We start from the raw sequence: 15,784 nt of genomic DNA on the forward strand, positions 1-15,784 counted from the left end.
TAGGGAATTCTCTGTTGCCTATTCCCCGTTCCCCGTTTTTTCTTCTACGACTATTTCATGCCGGATAACAAGTGGGGAAGAACCGTAATTTTTTCGTCTAAAATATCTAAAATTATTCGATCTTGAGCCATATCAAACTTTCTTGCAAAATGAGCATGGCTTTGCAATATTGCATTATAATCGCTGATGCCTAAAACTTTGGGTCGCCCATTTTGAGTTGTAGAGAAATCAAAGTATAATTTATTATCATTACATAAATGAAATTTTCTACTGTTGACTAAAATTGTTTGCAGAAAAGATTCATCCGATACGCATACTTTCTGATAATATTCGACTACTTCCGGATGCTTTTGACAAAAAGTATGCAAATACTCTACACATTTTCTAGATAAGCTTGTGAAAAAAGAACCACCATAGCAAAGAAAATCTTTATTGAATAATGATTTCCTTCGTACACCAAACATTTCATATGCCAAATTAATTCTGAAGAAAGGCTGTAAATAATTGATAATTTTTATTGGTGTTAATAACTGTTTTAGCCAATTTGGCAGTTTTTTCAGAAACTCAACCGATTGGTATTGAAATAAATAGCGGCTTTGACCTTCTTGTATACTCCAATGACTTAGTAATGAAAAAACATTAAAGTATTCCATGAAGCCATCATAGTCGGTTTTTGATAAAATATGATCAATTTCTGCTATTGGTTTAATTGGATAATCTTGTCCGGATATATAAATTAACCAATCATATTCGATCCGATTATCAACTAGCCATTTTATAGCATTTAAGTAGGATTGCACTGACGAGAAGTTTCCACGTCCTCCCTTTCCGTTTAAAACTTTAACGTTATTCTTTTCTAAACTATTTATATCTAAATTGCAAGTAGTAAAATCATGACTGATAATTATTTGATTGTCAGTTTCCGACGTTTGAATTGTTTTAATCAAACGATAAATTTGCTCCGGATTTTGATGAGTTTGTATCAAATAACAAATTTTCATTATTTTACCAATCGAAGTAATAATTTTGTTGCGTTTTAGGTAGTAGAGAGTAGGAAATAGGCAAGAGTTAAAACTCTTACTACAAACTTTTATTAGCCTTAATTTTAAGGGGTTTGTAGTAAGGACTTTAGTCCTTGGAGAGTTAAAACTCTTACTACAAACCTTTATTGCTATAAATCTAAATTTTCTAATTTCGGTGTTAATTCAACTCGTAAAGACATTTGATGAAACATTGCTAAAGCTATATGTAATGCAAAAGCCGGATTTCCTAGCAAATAACGCGCTGCTAAACGTTTCGGTTCGCGACAGAAGCGATAAAACCACTCAAGCCCAACGTCAGATATCATGTGCGGGCAGTCTGGAACGGCTCCAGCCATGCGATCAATAATTGCTCCACCAAGCATGATCGCATTAACTTGTAAAGAATGGCGATGCTGCTGTACCCAATGTTCCTGAATCGGCATTCCCATACCTACAATCAAAACATTTGGCTTGAACTGATTGATTTTGTCAATAGCCGATTGGTTTGCTTGAGGATCTTGTTTATCGAAATATCCATGATGTCCAGCAAAACTAGCTCTAGGATACTTAAATTGCAAATTATCAATCGCAGTTTGTAAATATTGAGGCTTTCCACCCAGTAAAAACACTGAATAATTTTTGCGATCGCAGTTTTCTAAAATTGTAGGCATTAAAAGCGTATAGGAAGTTCGATAATCTAAAGGTAAATCCAATCCCATATACCCGATTGCTTTTAATATTCCAACACTATCGCAATTAGCAATTTCTGCACTTTGAAGAAATTCGTAATACCAAGGCAGTTGCATAGATAAATTGAAACTGTGAATATTATAATTCGCCACAGTTATTTTCTTGTTTTCTCTACAAGCTTTATGAATTGCTTCCACAATTGAAGAGATAGACATACAGTCTATTCTTCGCTCCAATAAATAGACACTTAAAGCCGTGGGTTTGTCTATTTGAGTATCATTTACTGTTTGATTATAGGTATTTTCTACTTGAAGATCGGAATGAAGATCCTCATGTGTTCTTAAAAAGGAAAAAGAGCTTGCCATACACAATAATTGCCCTGCAAACGTGAATAAGCAGACCTTACTAGACTATGTAGATTACCAAAAAAACTGACAAGGAATCGTACAGTTTATTTAACAACAATAAAAAGTACGACCCTCACAATTACATATTGTGCGGTCAGAAGTCTTATTGTCAAAGCGATTAAATCGCTTCGGTAGAAACACCCGTTCAACTTTATTTTTCTGCGGTCAGTATAATTAAGGATTTAAAAAATAAAAGTATGTCTAGATACAATTTTTAAGTAAAAAATTATAAAACAGTAAATCCTAAACTTTTCATACAGACAGAAAAGTCAGGAAAGACAAAGAAAATGAAGAAAATGTAAGTTAATACTGCAACTAGTTAATTTTATCTATAGGAATAGCCCGAAAGTTAGAATATATCAAATTACCGAATCAACTATTGACAAATAAAAAAATTATGAATAAAAAGGAGTTATTTGAAAATCTATATATTGTTGATATATTCTTGGATGATGACAATTTACTTAAAATAACTTTAAATAATATAATTCTTGTGCTTTAATGTATTTTCTACATCTTCTCTCAAGGCTTCTTAGCATATCAATAAAGTATTATTTATTGTGGTATTAATTTTTATCAACTGAGAGTTAGCGACATATTGATCGAGCTATTATGCTAACCATGAGTATAATAAAATGCTTTATAAGCTTAATTAATCAGTAATTTTAAACTGATGAAATCAGGAGAAAGAAATATCTTATTTCCAATTTCTAACTCCTGATGTCCGTTATCTTCTATAACATTGTGTGGTCTTCGATTTGCATTTTTGATCGAGAAAGTCTTTACATCGAATTAGCACCAGTAGCAATCAAACGTCTGAATAAACCTTCAGTCCAACCAGTTTCTCTCAAAACAGCTTCTGAAGATACTTCTACGTAAGCCTGTTCGATAAAAGCTAAGTCAATCATGCAAATTCGCCCCAAAGCGTCTTTAATTTCTTCGCTTTTACCGTCACTTTTTGCCTGCTTGCCAGCTTCTCTAATTACGGTTGCCATCGCGGGTACCACGTGCTGAGGTCCGATACCGATACGAACGTGAACTAAACCTATGTTCCAGCGGCGATCGGCATAATCTTTACCCCACTCATCCATGCCTGTAAACATTTCGTGGAACCATTCAATAAATGTTTCTCGGAGACGATGCATACGTCCTTCAGAGGTGGTTAAGATTGAATTCATTTCTTCATCGCGCCCTAAATAAGCATAAAAATGTTCTGCCATTTCCGGAGCAATTTGTTTTCCCCAATCTGCTTCAGACTTAAGCAGCGCTTTATCTTCCGCTGTTAAACAAACGCGCTTTTCTAAAGTAGACATAAACGCTTGTGGTTCTATAGCCATTTCAAGTAACTCCTATTATTTATCAAACAAATCGTCAAAAATATAAATCTTCGTATCAGTCTTTTTATTGTTTAATACTGAAACCAAGTCAAGTCAATTTGCTACATTTGGTGATAAAAAACACAAAATGACTTATTGAAATTCCATAAACTCAAACACATCATTTTTTCCACCGCGAAGCACGGATTCGGTGTGTTTTCCTTGAAAGCGCTTGCTCAAAGCTTGCTCTAAAACACCCCATACTGCTCCCAAGGTATAAGTGCATTTACGACTTGAACCTTCTTCCTCACCAGCAGAACACAGAGTTTCTGAAGTATAAACTTTAATTAAGCTTCCTTCTGAAGAAATATTTTCAACAGTACATAATCTTGTACCTTCTTCTCCAAAAGCAGACCTCATTTTTGCCGCAATCTCATCCAAGGAAGTAGAAGTTTCTAAACCTAATTCTTTGGCAAGACTTTTACCGCGCTGACGACCTGCCGCTATCAACGCAATCGCAGCGGCTCTTTCTCCCAGAGCATCTTCCATTCCAACTATTGCAGCTTTGAAGCAAACAATACTGCTAAAATCCCCTAAAGTTTGACGCAACATAAATTTAAGTATGAGTGAATTGAATTAAAATTGAATTATTTGTGGCAAGAGAATCAAAACCGCGCAAAAAATTTGGACTGAAATTAAATGAAATCGCCAATCCAAACATCGCTATAAGGATTATTTGAAGTTTTTAGTTAAGCCATTAACGGCGCAATTTTGGCAACAACTCTTTTAACTTCTAAAAACAATAAACCTTGCTTAACACCCGCACCAGCTAAAACTAATAAAACAGCATCAGCACCACAGCCAACCAATACTCCATAGCCTTTTTCACCTTCTACAACAATTCTATCGATGCTTCCACGGGCTAATTCTCTACCAATACGTTCGCCTAACGAAAGCATGGATGCAGACATCGCAGCAGTACGTTCTTCGTCCATTCCTCCAGGTAAAACCGATGCCAAAGCTAAACCATCAGGACTTACCAAAGCAGCACCTTGAACATCAGAAGCAGCACTGACAAAATTTTGCAGTTCGTCTTGCAGCATGGAAACGTTAATCATTTTTTGTTCCTCCAAAATTGTTGGTAAAGATGTTTGAGAAGTTTCCGCAGTAGACTCAGTGAATGTATTTTCACTAACATTCTTTTGCGATAAATCAGTATTTTCCGTAGTTTGCCTCGATGGATAGTTTTCCGTTTCGGGTAACTCCGAAGAATCTACTGACTCAGCAGGAAGCTTTTGAAATACTCCCTTTAGAAGATTGATAATTTTACCCAGAGGCATTTATTACTGACTCAGCTAGCTTGATCTTGAGTTTTAATTACAAGAAAGCGTAACTAAAAAATGGTAATCCTCAAGACTTGGTAAATTTTAAAACGAAAAAGGTTAATTTGAGAATAAGAAAAGATTATTTATACTTTATGTTTTACAAAACAGTGAGCAGTTATCAGTATTCAATTTAACTCCTAACTCCTCTACCCCATCATCTCCCTTTCACGGCTGGATTCTAACTGCTCGACAATTGTAATTAATGCTTGAAATACGGATTCGCGTTGGTTAGGGTTGACGGTGATTATGGGGGGTAAATTGGTTTCGTCTTGAAATCCTAAAGCTAAGGCTATGTCTTCTATTTCCCATGCATCGGCACAATCGGTGTGGGTTATTCCAATCAATTCCGGAATGGACGCAGATTGATTCATGTAGTTTAAAAGTTTGCGTGCATGACGGAATTGATTCGGACGATGTGCATCTACTAAAAGAATGTAAGCATGGGCTTTTTCAATCAAAATGTCCCACATAAAATCAAATCGGGCTTGTCCGGGAGTACCGTATAAGTGTAATGATTGATTGGATGCAATTGTTAGTTTTCCAAAGTCCAAAGCGACTGTGGTTTTTTCCTTGAATTCGGCTAGCTCATCGGTTGCTCTTTTATCGGTATCAACTACATCAATTTCACTGATTGTCTGAATAAACGTAGTTTTTCCCGCTCCTACACCTCCTGTAACTACAATGCGGAGAATTTCTGATGACATTAAGCTTTACTCCTTAAATACCCGACAAGATTTTGCAGCAACGAGCTACTGACTGTGGGCGCTTGCGATTCTCGATATTTTTTAGCTGCTCGCGAACCGTACTTGCTTACCCAAGTCAAATCCATATCATAATGGTACTCATGGCAATTTGATGCTATTTGGGGTACTTCTTCTATCAAACCTACAAGCATTAATCGGAAAGCTGCTTGCTGAATTTTGATGGTTGGTTGATTCAGTTGAACTGCAATATCTTTGATAGAAATATCCCCCGAAGCAAATTCCCACAATTGCCATTCAAAGGGATTTAAGCGCATTTCCGGTTGATTTTTAGTAATATTTCTGATGCCGGATTCTTGATTTGGAAGTGCATCTTCGAGAACTTGCCAATTTTTCAAGACTCTTAGAGCCATTAAAGTGACTTCATTCGCCCTCAAACTTAATCCTGTCATCTCAGACATTGGTAAAACAGCTTTGCAATCTAGTTTAAATACGCCTTTTTGAATTTCAAATAATTGACGAACTTGCTGTAGTTGATTGGCAAATAATAAGTTTAATTGTTCTGCACTTAAAATATCTTGAGTTTTGAACTGCAAACCCAAAGGTGTAGTTGTAGATGCATTACTATAAATAGTTTCTATAACAGAAGGTTCTGCCCAACTTCTTTGGGCAATTTTGGAAACTAAACCTCTACCAGTTAAACGATGTGTCGCTGCAACAACACGCCCGCTTCTAAACCAAATATAAAAGTATTTTGCTTTAGATTGGGCAGAATTAATATCTGGCAAACTACATACACTTAAACAACCCGATTTGCGTCCTCGATCAATTAATTGAAACAACTCAGCTAAGGAAAAATCTGTAAAGGAACTGCTAAGACTCATAATTGTTTAATTATTACTTATAATAATGTTTATTTTGTTACTGAGACTGCAACCCTGTATTCTTAGATTTCCGGAATTTATAGCAACTTAAAGCAGCCGACTTGTGACGTATACTATCGTTTTAAAAGCATGGTACTAGCTTTGCAGCTCAAATATCGGCATATAAAATTCAATACAATTTCACTAACTACACTATTCTAAGTGATAACCCTTAACAATTAACACTATTAAGTATTATTTCAATTAAATATATAATGTATTTCAGGTAACTTATAAAATTTTTATCTCTATTAATGCCAGAATTTATACTTATCTGTATTTTTGTAATATTACTCGAATAGTTGGTGCTAGTATTAGCTATTTAATCTAAAAAGTTCATGTCATTTTCCGCCATTATAATTGTTTATTTCATTACCTCTACATAAAGCCATGTTTATGTATACATTATTGACGAAGACCGTTAATTTTGATAAATAAATCGCAACATTTCGTTTGATTGGATGAGCAGTTAATCAGAGAATAATTAACATTTATTAATATATATTGAAAACACTGACTATGAAGCTGATTTTGATTCTTTGCTTGACTTTTTTGTCAATTTTCTGTACCGATAATGCTAATGCTGGAGAATTGAATCTAAGATTAGAAAATTTTCCTAAATGGGAGAAATTAACCGAGGTGCAACCTGCGGTAGGAGATTTAATTTATCCCCAATGGATGAAGGGAGAATGGTTCGTAAAAAGTACCTTAGTAGATTTAGTTGCTCCTTTAGCGCCAGATATTGTGACACCGGGATTTGAAAGTAATCGTCAGTATCTCGATGTGCCAGTTAGTTTTAAGGTAAGATTTGTCGAACAATCGAAAACGGAAAACCTCACACGCCACTTGCTACAACGGAGGGAACCAGAGCAACGCAGTGGCTCCCCGTCCTATCGGACACCCCTCTCCTTATTAAGGAGAAGGGAAGGATATGAGGTAAATTATCGGACACCCCTCTCCTTGACAAGGAGAGGGGAAGGGGGTGAGGTTGTAATTGCCGATCGCGCATACAACGGGTTGAACTTAGCAAGAGCAGTTTTGGGTAACAATGCAGTCAAAGCAGTAAAAGTAGATCCCGATTCTCCCAACCGTCAGATTACATTTTTGCAGAGCCAATGTGTTGAAGAGGTTATTTGCGATCGCCAACTTATTTCCATAGTCAAAAATCGCGCTACTGAAAACAGCGCAGACGGTAGATTTATTGCAACGGAAGTATTCAAACAGCTATTTAAAGGCGGTTCGCGTCCCTACATTAATTCAGTAGAATCAACTACGGCATATAGACTATTATCTACATCATCTATATCAGAACCAGTGATTGAAGCGAATCAAGTTACAGCCGTATACCTATCATCTCAAGATCCAAATTACTTTAAGGCAATTAACAAACCAGTTGCTTTATATAAATATCGGTTGGAATTTTTTCCTATTAAGTAATTGGGAATTGGGGGGAGATGGGGAGATGGGGAGATGGGGAGACAAGGAGATGGGGAGATGGGGAGATGGGGAGATGGGGAGACAAGGAGAAATTTAAAGTCTCTAACTACTAACCTATAACTCAAAATCCCATAACTCAAAATCCGAAATTCCATGAAGAATGTTTCCCAAGTTTTTTTGATTAAAAATTGACATGGGAGAAATTTGTAATTAATTAATTTATTTAAAAAACTGGAACTTAATTTGGACTAGTTCCGACTTCCTTTGTTGATAATTCTTCAGTTGATGGGGGATTACTGGGTAATTCCAAACAATATCCAGCACCATATACCGTTTTTATATAGCGGGGATGGCGAGGATCTGGTTCCAGCTTAGTTCTCAAGTGTCGAACGTGAACGCGAATGGTTTCAATATCATCATCCGGATCGTAACCCCAAACTTCTCGGAGTATTTCGCTGGGAGAAACGGTTTGTCCGTGTCGTTGCAGCAAACAATGAAGTAGTTCAAATTCTAAGTGAGTTAATTTCACCGTTTGAGTAAACCATATGGCCTCAAATCTTTCGGGAACCAAAGTTAACGAACCATAGTTAAGAATTTCGCTGTGCTTCGCTGCTTGGGGTATGCGATCGGTACGTCGGAGCAATGCTCTTACTCGTGCCAACATTTCTTCTACTTCAAAAGGTTTGGTGAGATAATCGTCCGCACCAGCATTAAAGCCTTCAACTTTATCCTGAGTTTGGCTTAAAGCCGTTAACATTAAAACCGGAATATCAGAAGTACGTTCATCTCTCCGCAAGCGCTGACATACGGTGAATCCATCGACTTTGGGCAACATCAAATCCAACATAATCAAGTCGGGCTGTAGCTGGAGAGCTAAAGCCTGCCCCTTGATACCATCTTCAGCTTGGCTAACATCATAGCCAGCCATTTCTAAATTAACGGCTACTAACTCTGAGATTGCTGGATCGTCATCTATGACAAGAATTCTCGGCATTATGAAAAATTGTTACTAGGCGTTAAGGTAAGTTAAGAATCCTTGGAAAATACAAAGATTGCTTTAATGATTATAAAAAAAATTTGAAATTTAACATAAAGCTTAAAATTAAAATATTCTCAAACAAACTACAAATTAGACAGAATATCTTATACAATGCATTCTTCAACCTACAATCCACCTTGGTTTTTACGAAACGGCGTGTCAATGACAGTCGGTGCAGCATTGTGGGGAAAAAATAATTGGGAAACCAGTCTCAACCTACCGGAGCCTAGTTATCAAGAACAAATATTTACAGGGGCACAAGGAGTACCGATATTTGGCTTAGTCGCGATTCCAGAGAATGCTCGCGGAACAATTGTAGGTACCTACGGCATTATCGGGGACTTAGAAGAAGAATGGTTTCTGAAAATTTTAGGACGTAAAGCCTACGCTCAAGGTTACGCGGTAGTATTATTTGATTGGCGTGCCCACGGTAAAACAGCAGAATTATCGCCAACTTTAACCAGCGATGGGTTGTACGAAGGAGAAGATTTCGTTCGCATCGCCGCAGCAGCGTTATCAATGGGATGTCCCCCGAAATTTTGGTTTACCGGATTTTCATTGGGAGGGCAGTTGGCGTTGTGGGGAATTAAAGCAGCAGTAGACTCCACCAAAGATCCGGAAATTAACATAAAATCAAGCGATATCGGTGGTGGTGCAGTAATTTGTCCCAGTTTAGATTCAAATCCTTCGCTTAAATATTTAACAAGTTATCCAGTAGGTAGATTTTTAGAACAAAGAATTGCTAAAGCATTGAAAAAACTGGCATGGAAAATTCACGATACTCACCCAGGAAGTTTAAATCCCTTCTCAATCGAAAGAGCAAACAGCATATGGGGATTTGACAACGAATTGGTGATAGAAAAATTAGGTTTTCCCTCAGTAGAAGCTTATTATCAAGCAAGTAGCGCCCTACATCTTTTGCCGAACCTTACCAAACCAACCTTAATTATTTACGCCGCAGACGACCCATTTTTTGCACCAGCCATCATCCCAGAATTACAAGCAGCCAGCGCCCAAAACCCAGCCATAGACTTAATGCTTACTAAACACGGCGGTCACGTTGGTTATTTAAGCAGCAACCAGTGTCAGCACGAATGCGGAGATAGTGACCCGTGGTGGGCTTGGAATCGGGTGTTGGATTGGATGGAGTGAGGGGATGGGGAGATGGGGAGATGGGGAGATGGGGAGATGGGGAGATGGGGAGATGGGGAGGACAAGATATTTATACAATTAACCTTTAACCTTTGACCTTTAACCAGAATTACTCCTAACTGCTCACTGTTCACTGCTAACTGTAAAATGTGGTTAAAAGCGCCGACGAATATAGAATTATTATTTAACGAAGTTCATGTTTGGCGAGAAAATCTTGATAATGCAATACCATTTTTGGATGATTTGACGCGGATTCTTTCGGAAGATGAGTTGGTTAGAGCCAAAAGATTTCATTTTGAGCAACATCGGCAGCGTTTTATTGCGGCTCGCGGTATTCTTAGAAATATATTAGGTCGCTATTTGAATATTGAAGCGTCTAAAATAAAGTTTGGTTACGAAGCTCGCGGTAAACCATTTTTAGACCAAAATTTCCACGAAAATAATCTCAAATTTAATGTGTCTCACTCGCAAGATTTTGCTTTGTATGCGGTGAGTTTAAATAATTCTATCGGTGTCGATCTAGAATGTATTAACTCTACTACCGATGTGGTTTCTTTAGCTCAAAGATTTTTTGCACCAAGTGAATTTGCTGTCATCGAATCGGCTCCTCAAGAGCAACAGCAACAGCTATTTTTCCGGTATTGGACTTGTAAAGAAGCTTATTTAAAAGCAACGGGAACGGGATTAAAAGATTTGCAGAAAGTCGAAATTTCTCTAACTCTAGAACAACCTGCTGAGTTAATGATTCCAAATATTCCAAATTCTGGTGAATGGAGTTTGTTAGAAATCAAGCCTTTTTCTAATTGCGCTGGTGCGATCGCTGTTGCGGGGACAAATTTGCAGTTTAAATATTGGGATTATTTTGCTTGAGGGTTTGTAATCGCGCTTCAGTGCCGAGCGGAATCTGGATGCGCTGAAGCGCTACTACGAACCTCTCAGCTTTCTCAGAGAACTCTTACCAAAACCCTACAAAACTATTTTCACCTACTACCAATTACCAATTACCAATTACCGTCCTAAACTCCTTGGATCTAATGCATCTCTTAATCCATCGCCGAGTAAATTAAATGCTAAAACTGTCAAGATAATTACTAATGCTGGCGGCCAAATTAACCACGGTTGCAGTACCAAAATAGAAGCATTGGTTGCTAAAGATAGCATATTACCCCAAGAAGGATCTGGTTGCTGAATTCCCAAACCAATCAAACTCAATATCGCTTCTGCACCGATAAAGCTTGGTATAGAAAGGGTTGCTGAGATAACAATATAGGTTGCAGTTTGCGGTAAAACGTGGCGAAGAATGATGTATAAAGGTTTAGCTCCCATTGCTCTGGCTGCTTGAACAAATTCTCTTTCTTTAATTGACAAAACTTGCCCGCGAATTACCCGCGCTAAACCAGCCCAGCCAATAAAGGAAGTAATCAAAACAATCAGTAAAAAGCGTTGAGTACTGCTTAATCCCGGTGGTAAGACTGCACCTAATGTAACCAAAAGATAAATACTGGGAAAAGTCATCAGTACTTCCACTAGCCGCATAATTACTGAATCAGTCCAACCGCTGAAGTAACCGGAAATCCCCCCAACTAACATACCCAACGGAAAAGAAATCGCAACACCCAAAATTCCGATAAATAAGCTGATTCTTCCACCATATAGCAAACGACTGAATTCATCTCGTGCTTGATCGTCGGTACCTAAAAGATTGAATCTTGTATCGTTAGTAGTACCAAATAAATGTAAATTTAACGGAATACCGGGAAATATCGTGACTTCCTGCCATTTCGGCGGTAGCGGTAAGCTAAATTTAAACAGATTATATTTGGTACCTTGGACAAATAAACGTAGAGGAGAAGGTTTGCTGTAATCTACAATAATTTCGCGATCGCCAGTCTCTAAATCCGTATCACCTTGAGTAGTCGGATAAATGTGAGGACCAATAAATTTTCCATCTCTGGTATTTAGATATACGCGAGTTGGTGGCAGTAAGGAACCATTTGGCTGCGAATAATAAGGGTCATAAGGCGCTACAAAATCCGCAAAAATTACCGTTATATAAAAGATTATCAGTAAAATTGCCCCAAATCGCGCTAAAGGATTTTTCTTGAGTCTTTGCCACCAGTTCATAATTTATACGAGTTATTTGGTTATGAATGTTAAAGCACACATTATTCTTGATAAATTATAAATCCTGGGAATATTTAACAAATCTTAACTTTTTTAGAGGATGAGGATAGAAAGCAGGGAAATGAACATTTCGTGAAGATTCCAAAATCCAAAACTTGTACTGAGCTTACCGAAGTATCTAAAATCTAAAATCCAAAATTCGATGATGCTTCCTTTTTCAATAAAGCAAACATCTTTAAATCATGAAATTCACCTTTACAAAAACCGTATTCTCTTAAAATACCTTCTGGTACAAAACCTAATTTTTCCAAAAGTTGCATAGAAGCGATATTCTCCAACATTACCGTTGCTTGAATCCGGTTTAATTCCATCTTTTCAAATCCGAATTTTATCATAGCGCTTAACGCCTCTGTCATAATTCTCTTTCGCCAATAAGCTTGAGAAAGTTCGTAACCAATTTCTGCACAGAAGTGGTTTTTAACCCAATTGTGATAACCGCAAGTGCCAATGATAACATTGTCTTCTTTTTTGGCAATTCCCCAGCGAATCATCTGTTGACTATGAAATTTTTCGTCAAAACTGTTGATTAATTCTTTTGCTTGTTCGAGATTTGTAAGTGCTTCTAAATCATGATATTTCAAAACTTCTTCGTCTGAGAAAAGCTGATAAACTGCTTCTGCGTCAGATTGATTTACTTGTCTTAAGACTAAGTTTTTTGTTTCTAATTCGGGAAATTGAGATAACATTTTATTATGTTTTATAATGAAATAGAGTAAAATTAATCCGATCATTTTACCTGTTATGCAAACAATTCAAGCTAGAGATATAAGCCTTTACGAATTAGAAGAAAAGTTTTGTTTGCAGCTTTCTACAGATACAGCTTTTTTGACTGAATGGATGGATAATTTACCTCCGTTAACAGAAATAGAAAAGCAATCTTTAAAGCGAGTTCAAAGTAATTATTTTAATTTAACTCGACGACGTTTGATTTCAGAAGAAGCAGTCAAAATGGTGGTGCTGTCTCCTTTGCTGGATTTGGCTGGTTTATATCAACCACCTTTTGAGATCGAAACTGAAACTTCTGTGGAAATTATAGCAGAGGAAGAGGGTGTTAAGTTAAAAGGTAATATTGATGTTTTGGTGGTGCAAAAAAACTTTTGGATACTTGTAATTGAATCAAAGAGTACTAAATTTGATGTGATGGTAGCGCTGCCTGAAGCATTAGCTTATATGTTGAATTCTCCGAATCGGGAAAAACCTAGTTTTGGGTTACTTGTGAATGGGAGGGAATTTGTTTTTGTGAAATTAGTTAAGCAAGAAGAAATAAAATATGCTCGTTCTTATGCTTTGTCAATTGAGAAAGATGGTGAATTTGAACAGGTTTTAAGCGTGTTGAAGCGGGTTGCTGAATTGGTTATTAAGGTATGAAGTGTCAATTATTTAATATTTCGCGTAATTTGCTGCGAAATTCTCGTTTTGCTTGAGTTTCACCGTTGTTACGACATTGCGAGATAAATTCATAAATCATTGCTTTAGTTAATATGGTAAAATTTAAACTAGTTTCTGATTCTTGATATTCATTTTGATTTAATACATAAATAGTTATTTTTTTACCGTTATAGCGCCAAAATTCGGGTACTTGTATATCTTGATAAAGTTGTTTTTTATTAATATCGGTATGAGTAATATCAACTTCTAAAACTAGATCTGGAGATGGATCTATCTCTAAATTTACGGTTTGACCACGAACGGCAGGCTCGTTTTTTATGTAGTAACATTTATCTGGTTCTGCACCAGCTTTTTTATTTGGTATTTTGAGTGTAGTTGAAGCCAAACTCTTGATATTTAAGTTTAGTTCTTCTGTAAGAATATGAATCAATATTCCTATATTTTCACTGCTGCTTTCATGTGCCTCTAACGGAGTCATGATTTCTAAAACACCTTGGTAATAATGTATCCTTGCCGCTCGGTTTTCGCCTAAAGCGTTTAAAATTTGTTCGTAAGCTTGCCAGGTAATATTAAAGACGGCAACTCGTTTTTCTGGTAAAAATTGCTCGATATCAGCGTTGTTTATTATTTCGTTAATTGTGACCATTTTTTGTATTTGTAGTTTGCAATTTGTAGGTTGGGTTAGACACCAAAACTAAAATTGATTGTAACGATAATTTTAACTATGGTGTCGTAACCCAACACCAGTATTGTCAATAAATAAAAATTGCCAGAATACCGCTAAAGATGTTGGGTTACGACGCTATATAGATTCGGTAATTAAACTTTAAATCATAAAAGCGTCTAACCCAACCTACACCTGAATATTAACTAGATTTTGGAGACGTAGCACTGCTACGTCTCTACATTTATATAATTAATCAATCAAATGTAACTACACTACGAATTGATTCGCCTTTATGCATCAATTCAAAACCTTCGTTAATCTTTTCTATCGGCATTACATGAGTAATTAAATCATCAATATTTATCTTTCCTTCCATGTACCAATCTACTATTTTAGGCACATCGGTACGTCCCCTGGCACCACCAAAAGCCGAACCTTTCCAAACTCTTCCAGTTACTAATTGAAATGGACGAGTACTTATTTCTTCTCCGGCACCAGCAACGCCAATGATAATACTTTGTCCCCAACCTTTATGACAGCATTCTAATGCTTGACGCATTGTTTTTACGTTGCCAATACATTCAAAGGTATAGTCGGCTCCACCTTTGGTTAAATCTACTAAGTAAGGAACTAAATCACCTTCAACTTCTTTGGGATTAACAAAATGTGTCATCCCGAATTTTTCTGCTAATTCGCGTTTTGCAGGATTAATATCTACGCCAATAATCATATCGGCACCTACCATTTTTGCGCCTTGAATCACGTTTAAACCGATACCACCCAAACCGAAAACTATTACTTTTGAACCGGGTTCGACTTTCGCCGTGTAAATAACCGCACCGATACCCGTAGTAACTCCACAACCGATATAGCAGACTTTTTCAAAAGGTGCATCTTCACGAATTTTTGCAACGGCAATTTCTGGCAACACCGTATAGTTAGCAAAAGTTGACGTACCCATGTAGTGATAAAGTTTCTTATCGCCAATGGAAAAACGGCTGCTACCATCTGGCATCAAGCCTTTACCTTGAGTAGTGCGAATAGCTTGACAAAGGTTAGTTTTTAAGCTTAGACAATATTCACACTGACGACATTCGGGAGTGTAAAGAGGAATAACGCGATCGCCTTTTTTGACACTGGTAACACCTTTTCCTACATCTACAACAACCCCAGCACCTTCATGTCCCAAAATAGCCGGAAATAAACCTTCAGGATCTTTACCCGAAAGCGTATAAGCATCGGTATGACAGATTCCGCTGGCTTTAATTTCTATTAATACCTCACCAGATTTTGGCCCTTCCAAATTAACCGTTTCAATACTTAACGGCTTACCCGCTTCATAAGCTACTGCTGCTTTAACTTCCACTGTTCACCTTCTTGTTCGTTCAATTACCAATTATCAATTACCAATTATCAATTACCAATCCCCCATGCCCCATGCCCCATACCCAATTCTCGATGCCAATCGAATA

16 protein-coding genes are annotated in these 15,784 nt (G+C 37.0%); 4 read left to right on the plus strand and 12 right to left on the minus strand.

Going from position 1 to position 15,784, the window contains the following annotated elements; translation table 11 throughout:
* Positions 1 to 50: 50 nt before the first annotated feature.
* The 7 genes from ACM03V_RS10440 to ACM03V_RS10470 all read right to left on the minus strand — a co-directional run bounded on the left by ACM03V_RS10440 (position 51) and on the right by ACM03V_RS10470 (position 6,405).
* Positions 51 to 1,001 (minus strand): beta-1,6-N-acetylglucosaminyltransferase, encoded by a 951-nt coding sequence (locus ACM03V_RS10440; RefSeq protein WP_414620707.1) that lies wholly within the window; start codon positions 999 to 1,001, stop codon positions 51 to 53.
* 170 nt (positions 1,002 to 1,171) lie between these two features.
* Positions 1,172 to 2,077, minus strand: coding sequence for a WecB/TagA/CpsF family glycosyltransferase (locus tag ACM03V_RS10445; RefSeq protein ID WP_414620708.1), 906 nt, complete (start codon positions 2,075 to 2,077; stop codon positions 1,172 to 1,174).
* 824 nt (positions 2,078 to 2,901) lie between these two features.
* Positions 2,902 to 3,456: a protoglobin domain-containing protein gene (locus ACM03V_RS10450; RefSeq protein WP_414620709.1), complete on the minus strand. Its 555-nt coding sequence runs from the start codon at positions 3,454 to 3,456 to the stop codon at positions 2,902 to 2,904.
* A 132-nt stretch (positions 3,457 to 3,588) separates the two neighbouring features.
* The gene (locus tag ACM03V_RS10455) at positions 3,589 to 4,047 is read right to left on the minus strand and encodes a hydrocarbon-binding protein (protein WP_414620710.1); all 459 of its coding nucleotides are present in this window, start codon (positions 4,045 to 4,047) and stop codon (positions 3,589 to 3,591) included.
* Positions 4,048 to 4,184: 137 nt separating this feature from the next.
* Positions 4,185 to 4,775 (minus strand): roadblock/LC7 domain-containing protein, encoded by a 591-nt coding sequence (locus ACM03V_RS10460; protein ID WP_414620711.1) that lies wholly within the window; start codon positions 4,773 to 4,775, stop codon positions 4,185 to 4,187.
* A gap of 191 nt (positions 4,776 to 4,966) precedes the next feature.
* On the minus strand, positions 4,967 to 5,524 hold the full coding sequence (locus ACM03V_RS10465) for a GTP-binding protein (protein ID WP_414620712.1): 558 nt from the start codon (positions 5,522 to 5,524) through the stop codon (positions 4,967 to 4,969).
* Complete coding sequence (locus ACM03V_RS10470; RefSeq protein WP_414620713.1) at positions 5,524 to 6,405, minus strand: DUF4388 domain-containing protein; 882 nt, start codon at positions 6,403 to 6,405, stop codon at positions 5,524 to 5,526. Before ACM03V_RS10470 ends, ACM03V_RS10465 begins: the two co-directional genes overlap by 1 nt.
* Positions 6,406 to 6,963: 558 nt before the next feature.
* Between ACM03V_RS10470 and ACM03V_RS10475 the strand changes: the two genes are divergently transcribed.
* Positions 6,964 to 7,881, plus strand: coding sequence for a DUF6816 family protein (locus ACM03V_RS10475; RefSeq protein ID WP_414620714.1), 918 nt, complete (start codon positions 6,964 to 6,966; stop codon positions 7,879 to 7,881).
* A gap of 238 nt (positions 7,882 to 8,119) precedes the next feature.
* Here the strand turns inward: ACM03V_RS10475 and ACM03V_RS10480 are convergent, their stop codons facing one another.
* Positions 8,120 to 8,875 carry a response regulator transcription factor gene (locus ACM03V_RS10480; RefSeq protein WP_414620715.1) on the minus strand — a complete coding sequence of 252 codons (756 nt, stop codon included), beginning with the start codon at positions 8,873 to 8,875 and terminating at the stop codon, positions 8,120 to 8,122.
* A 156-nt stretch (positions 8,876 to 9,031) separates the two neighbouring features.
* On the opposite strand from ACM03V_RS10480, the gene ACM03V_RS10485 reads away from it, so the two are divergent.
* Both ACM03V_RS10485 and ACM03V_RS10490 read left to right on the plus strand, forming a co-directional pair.
* Positions 9,032 to 10,072 carry a YheT family hydrolase gene (locus ACM03V_RS10485; RefSeq protein WP_414620716.1) on the plus strand — a complete coding sequence of 347 codons (1,041 nt, stop codon included), beginning with the start codon at positions 9,032 to 9,034 and terminating at the stop codon, positions 10,070 to 10,072.
* Positions 10,073 to 10,219: 147 nt separating this feature from the next.
* Entirely contained in the window at positions 10,220 to 10,942 is a 723-nt protein-coding gene (locus ACM03V_RS10490) for a 4'-phosphopantetheinyl transferase family protein (protein ID WP_414620717.1), read from the plus strand.
* A gap of 138 nt (positions 10,943 to 11,080) precedes the next feature.
* On the opposite strand, the gene ACM03V_RS10495 is transcribed toward ACM03V_RS10490, so the two are convergent.
* Both ACM03V_RS10495 and ACM03V_RS10500 read right to left on the minus strand, forming a co-directional pair.
* A complete protein-coding gene (locus tag ACM03V_RS10495; RefSeq protein ID WP_414620718.1) occupies positions 11,081 to 12,196 on the minus strand; it encodes an ABC transporter permease in 1,116 nt (371 codons plus the stop codon).
* 185 nt (positions 12,197 to 12,381) lie between these two features.
* A complete protein-coding gene (locus ACM03V_RS10500) occupies positions 12,382 to 12,942 on the minus strand; it encodes a GNAT family N-acetyltransferase (protein WP_414620719.1) in 561 nt (186 codons plus the stop codon).
* A 55-nt stretch (positions 12,943 to 12,997) separates the two neighbouring features.
* On the opposite strand from ACM03V_RS10500, the gene ACM03V_RS10505 reads away from it, so the two are divergent.
* Complete coding sequence (locus tag ACM03V_RS10505) at positions 12,998 to 13,624, plus strand: type I restriction endonuclease subunit R (RefSeq protein WP_414620720.1); 627 nt, start codon at positions 12,998 to 13,000, stop codon at positions 13,622 to 13,624.
* A 4-nt stretch (positions 13,625 to 13,628) separates the two neighbouring features.
* Here the strand turns inward: ACM03V_RS10505 and ACM03V_RS10510 are convergent, their stop codons facing one another.
* Entirely contained in the window at positions 13,629 to 14,291 is a 663-nt protein-coding gene (locus ACM03V_RS10510) for a Uma2 family endonuclease (RefSeq protein WP_414620721.1), read from the minus strand.
* A gap of 274 nt (positions 14,292 to 14,565) precedes the next feature.
* Positions 14,566 to 15,678, minus strand: a complete 1,113-nt coding sequence (locus ACM03V_RS10515) for an S-(hydroxymethyl)glutathione dehydrogenase/class III alcohol dehydrogenase (RefSeq protein ID WP_414620722.1) — start codon at positions 15,676 to 15,678, stop codon at positions 14,566 to 14,568.
* Positions 15,679 to 15,784 lie beyond the last annotated feature (106 nt).

This window comes from Calothrix sp. CCY 0018, from assembly GCF_963920925.1.
In the GTDB taxonomy this organism is placed as follows: domain Bacteria; phylum Cyanobacteriota; class Cyanobacteriia; order Cyanobacteriales; family Nostocaceae; genus Rivularia.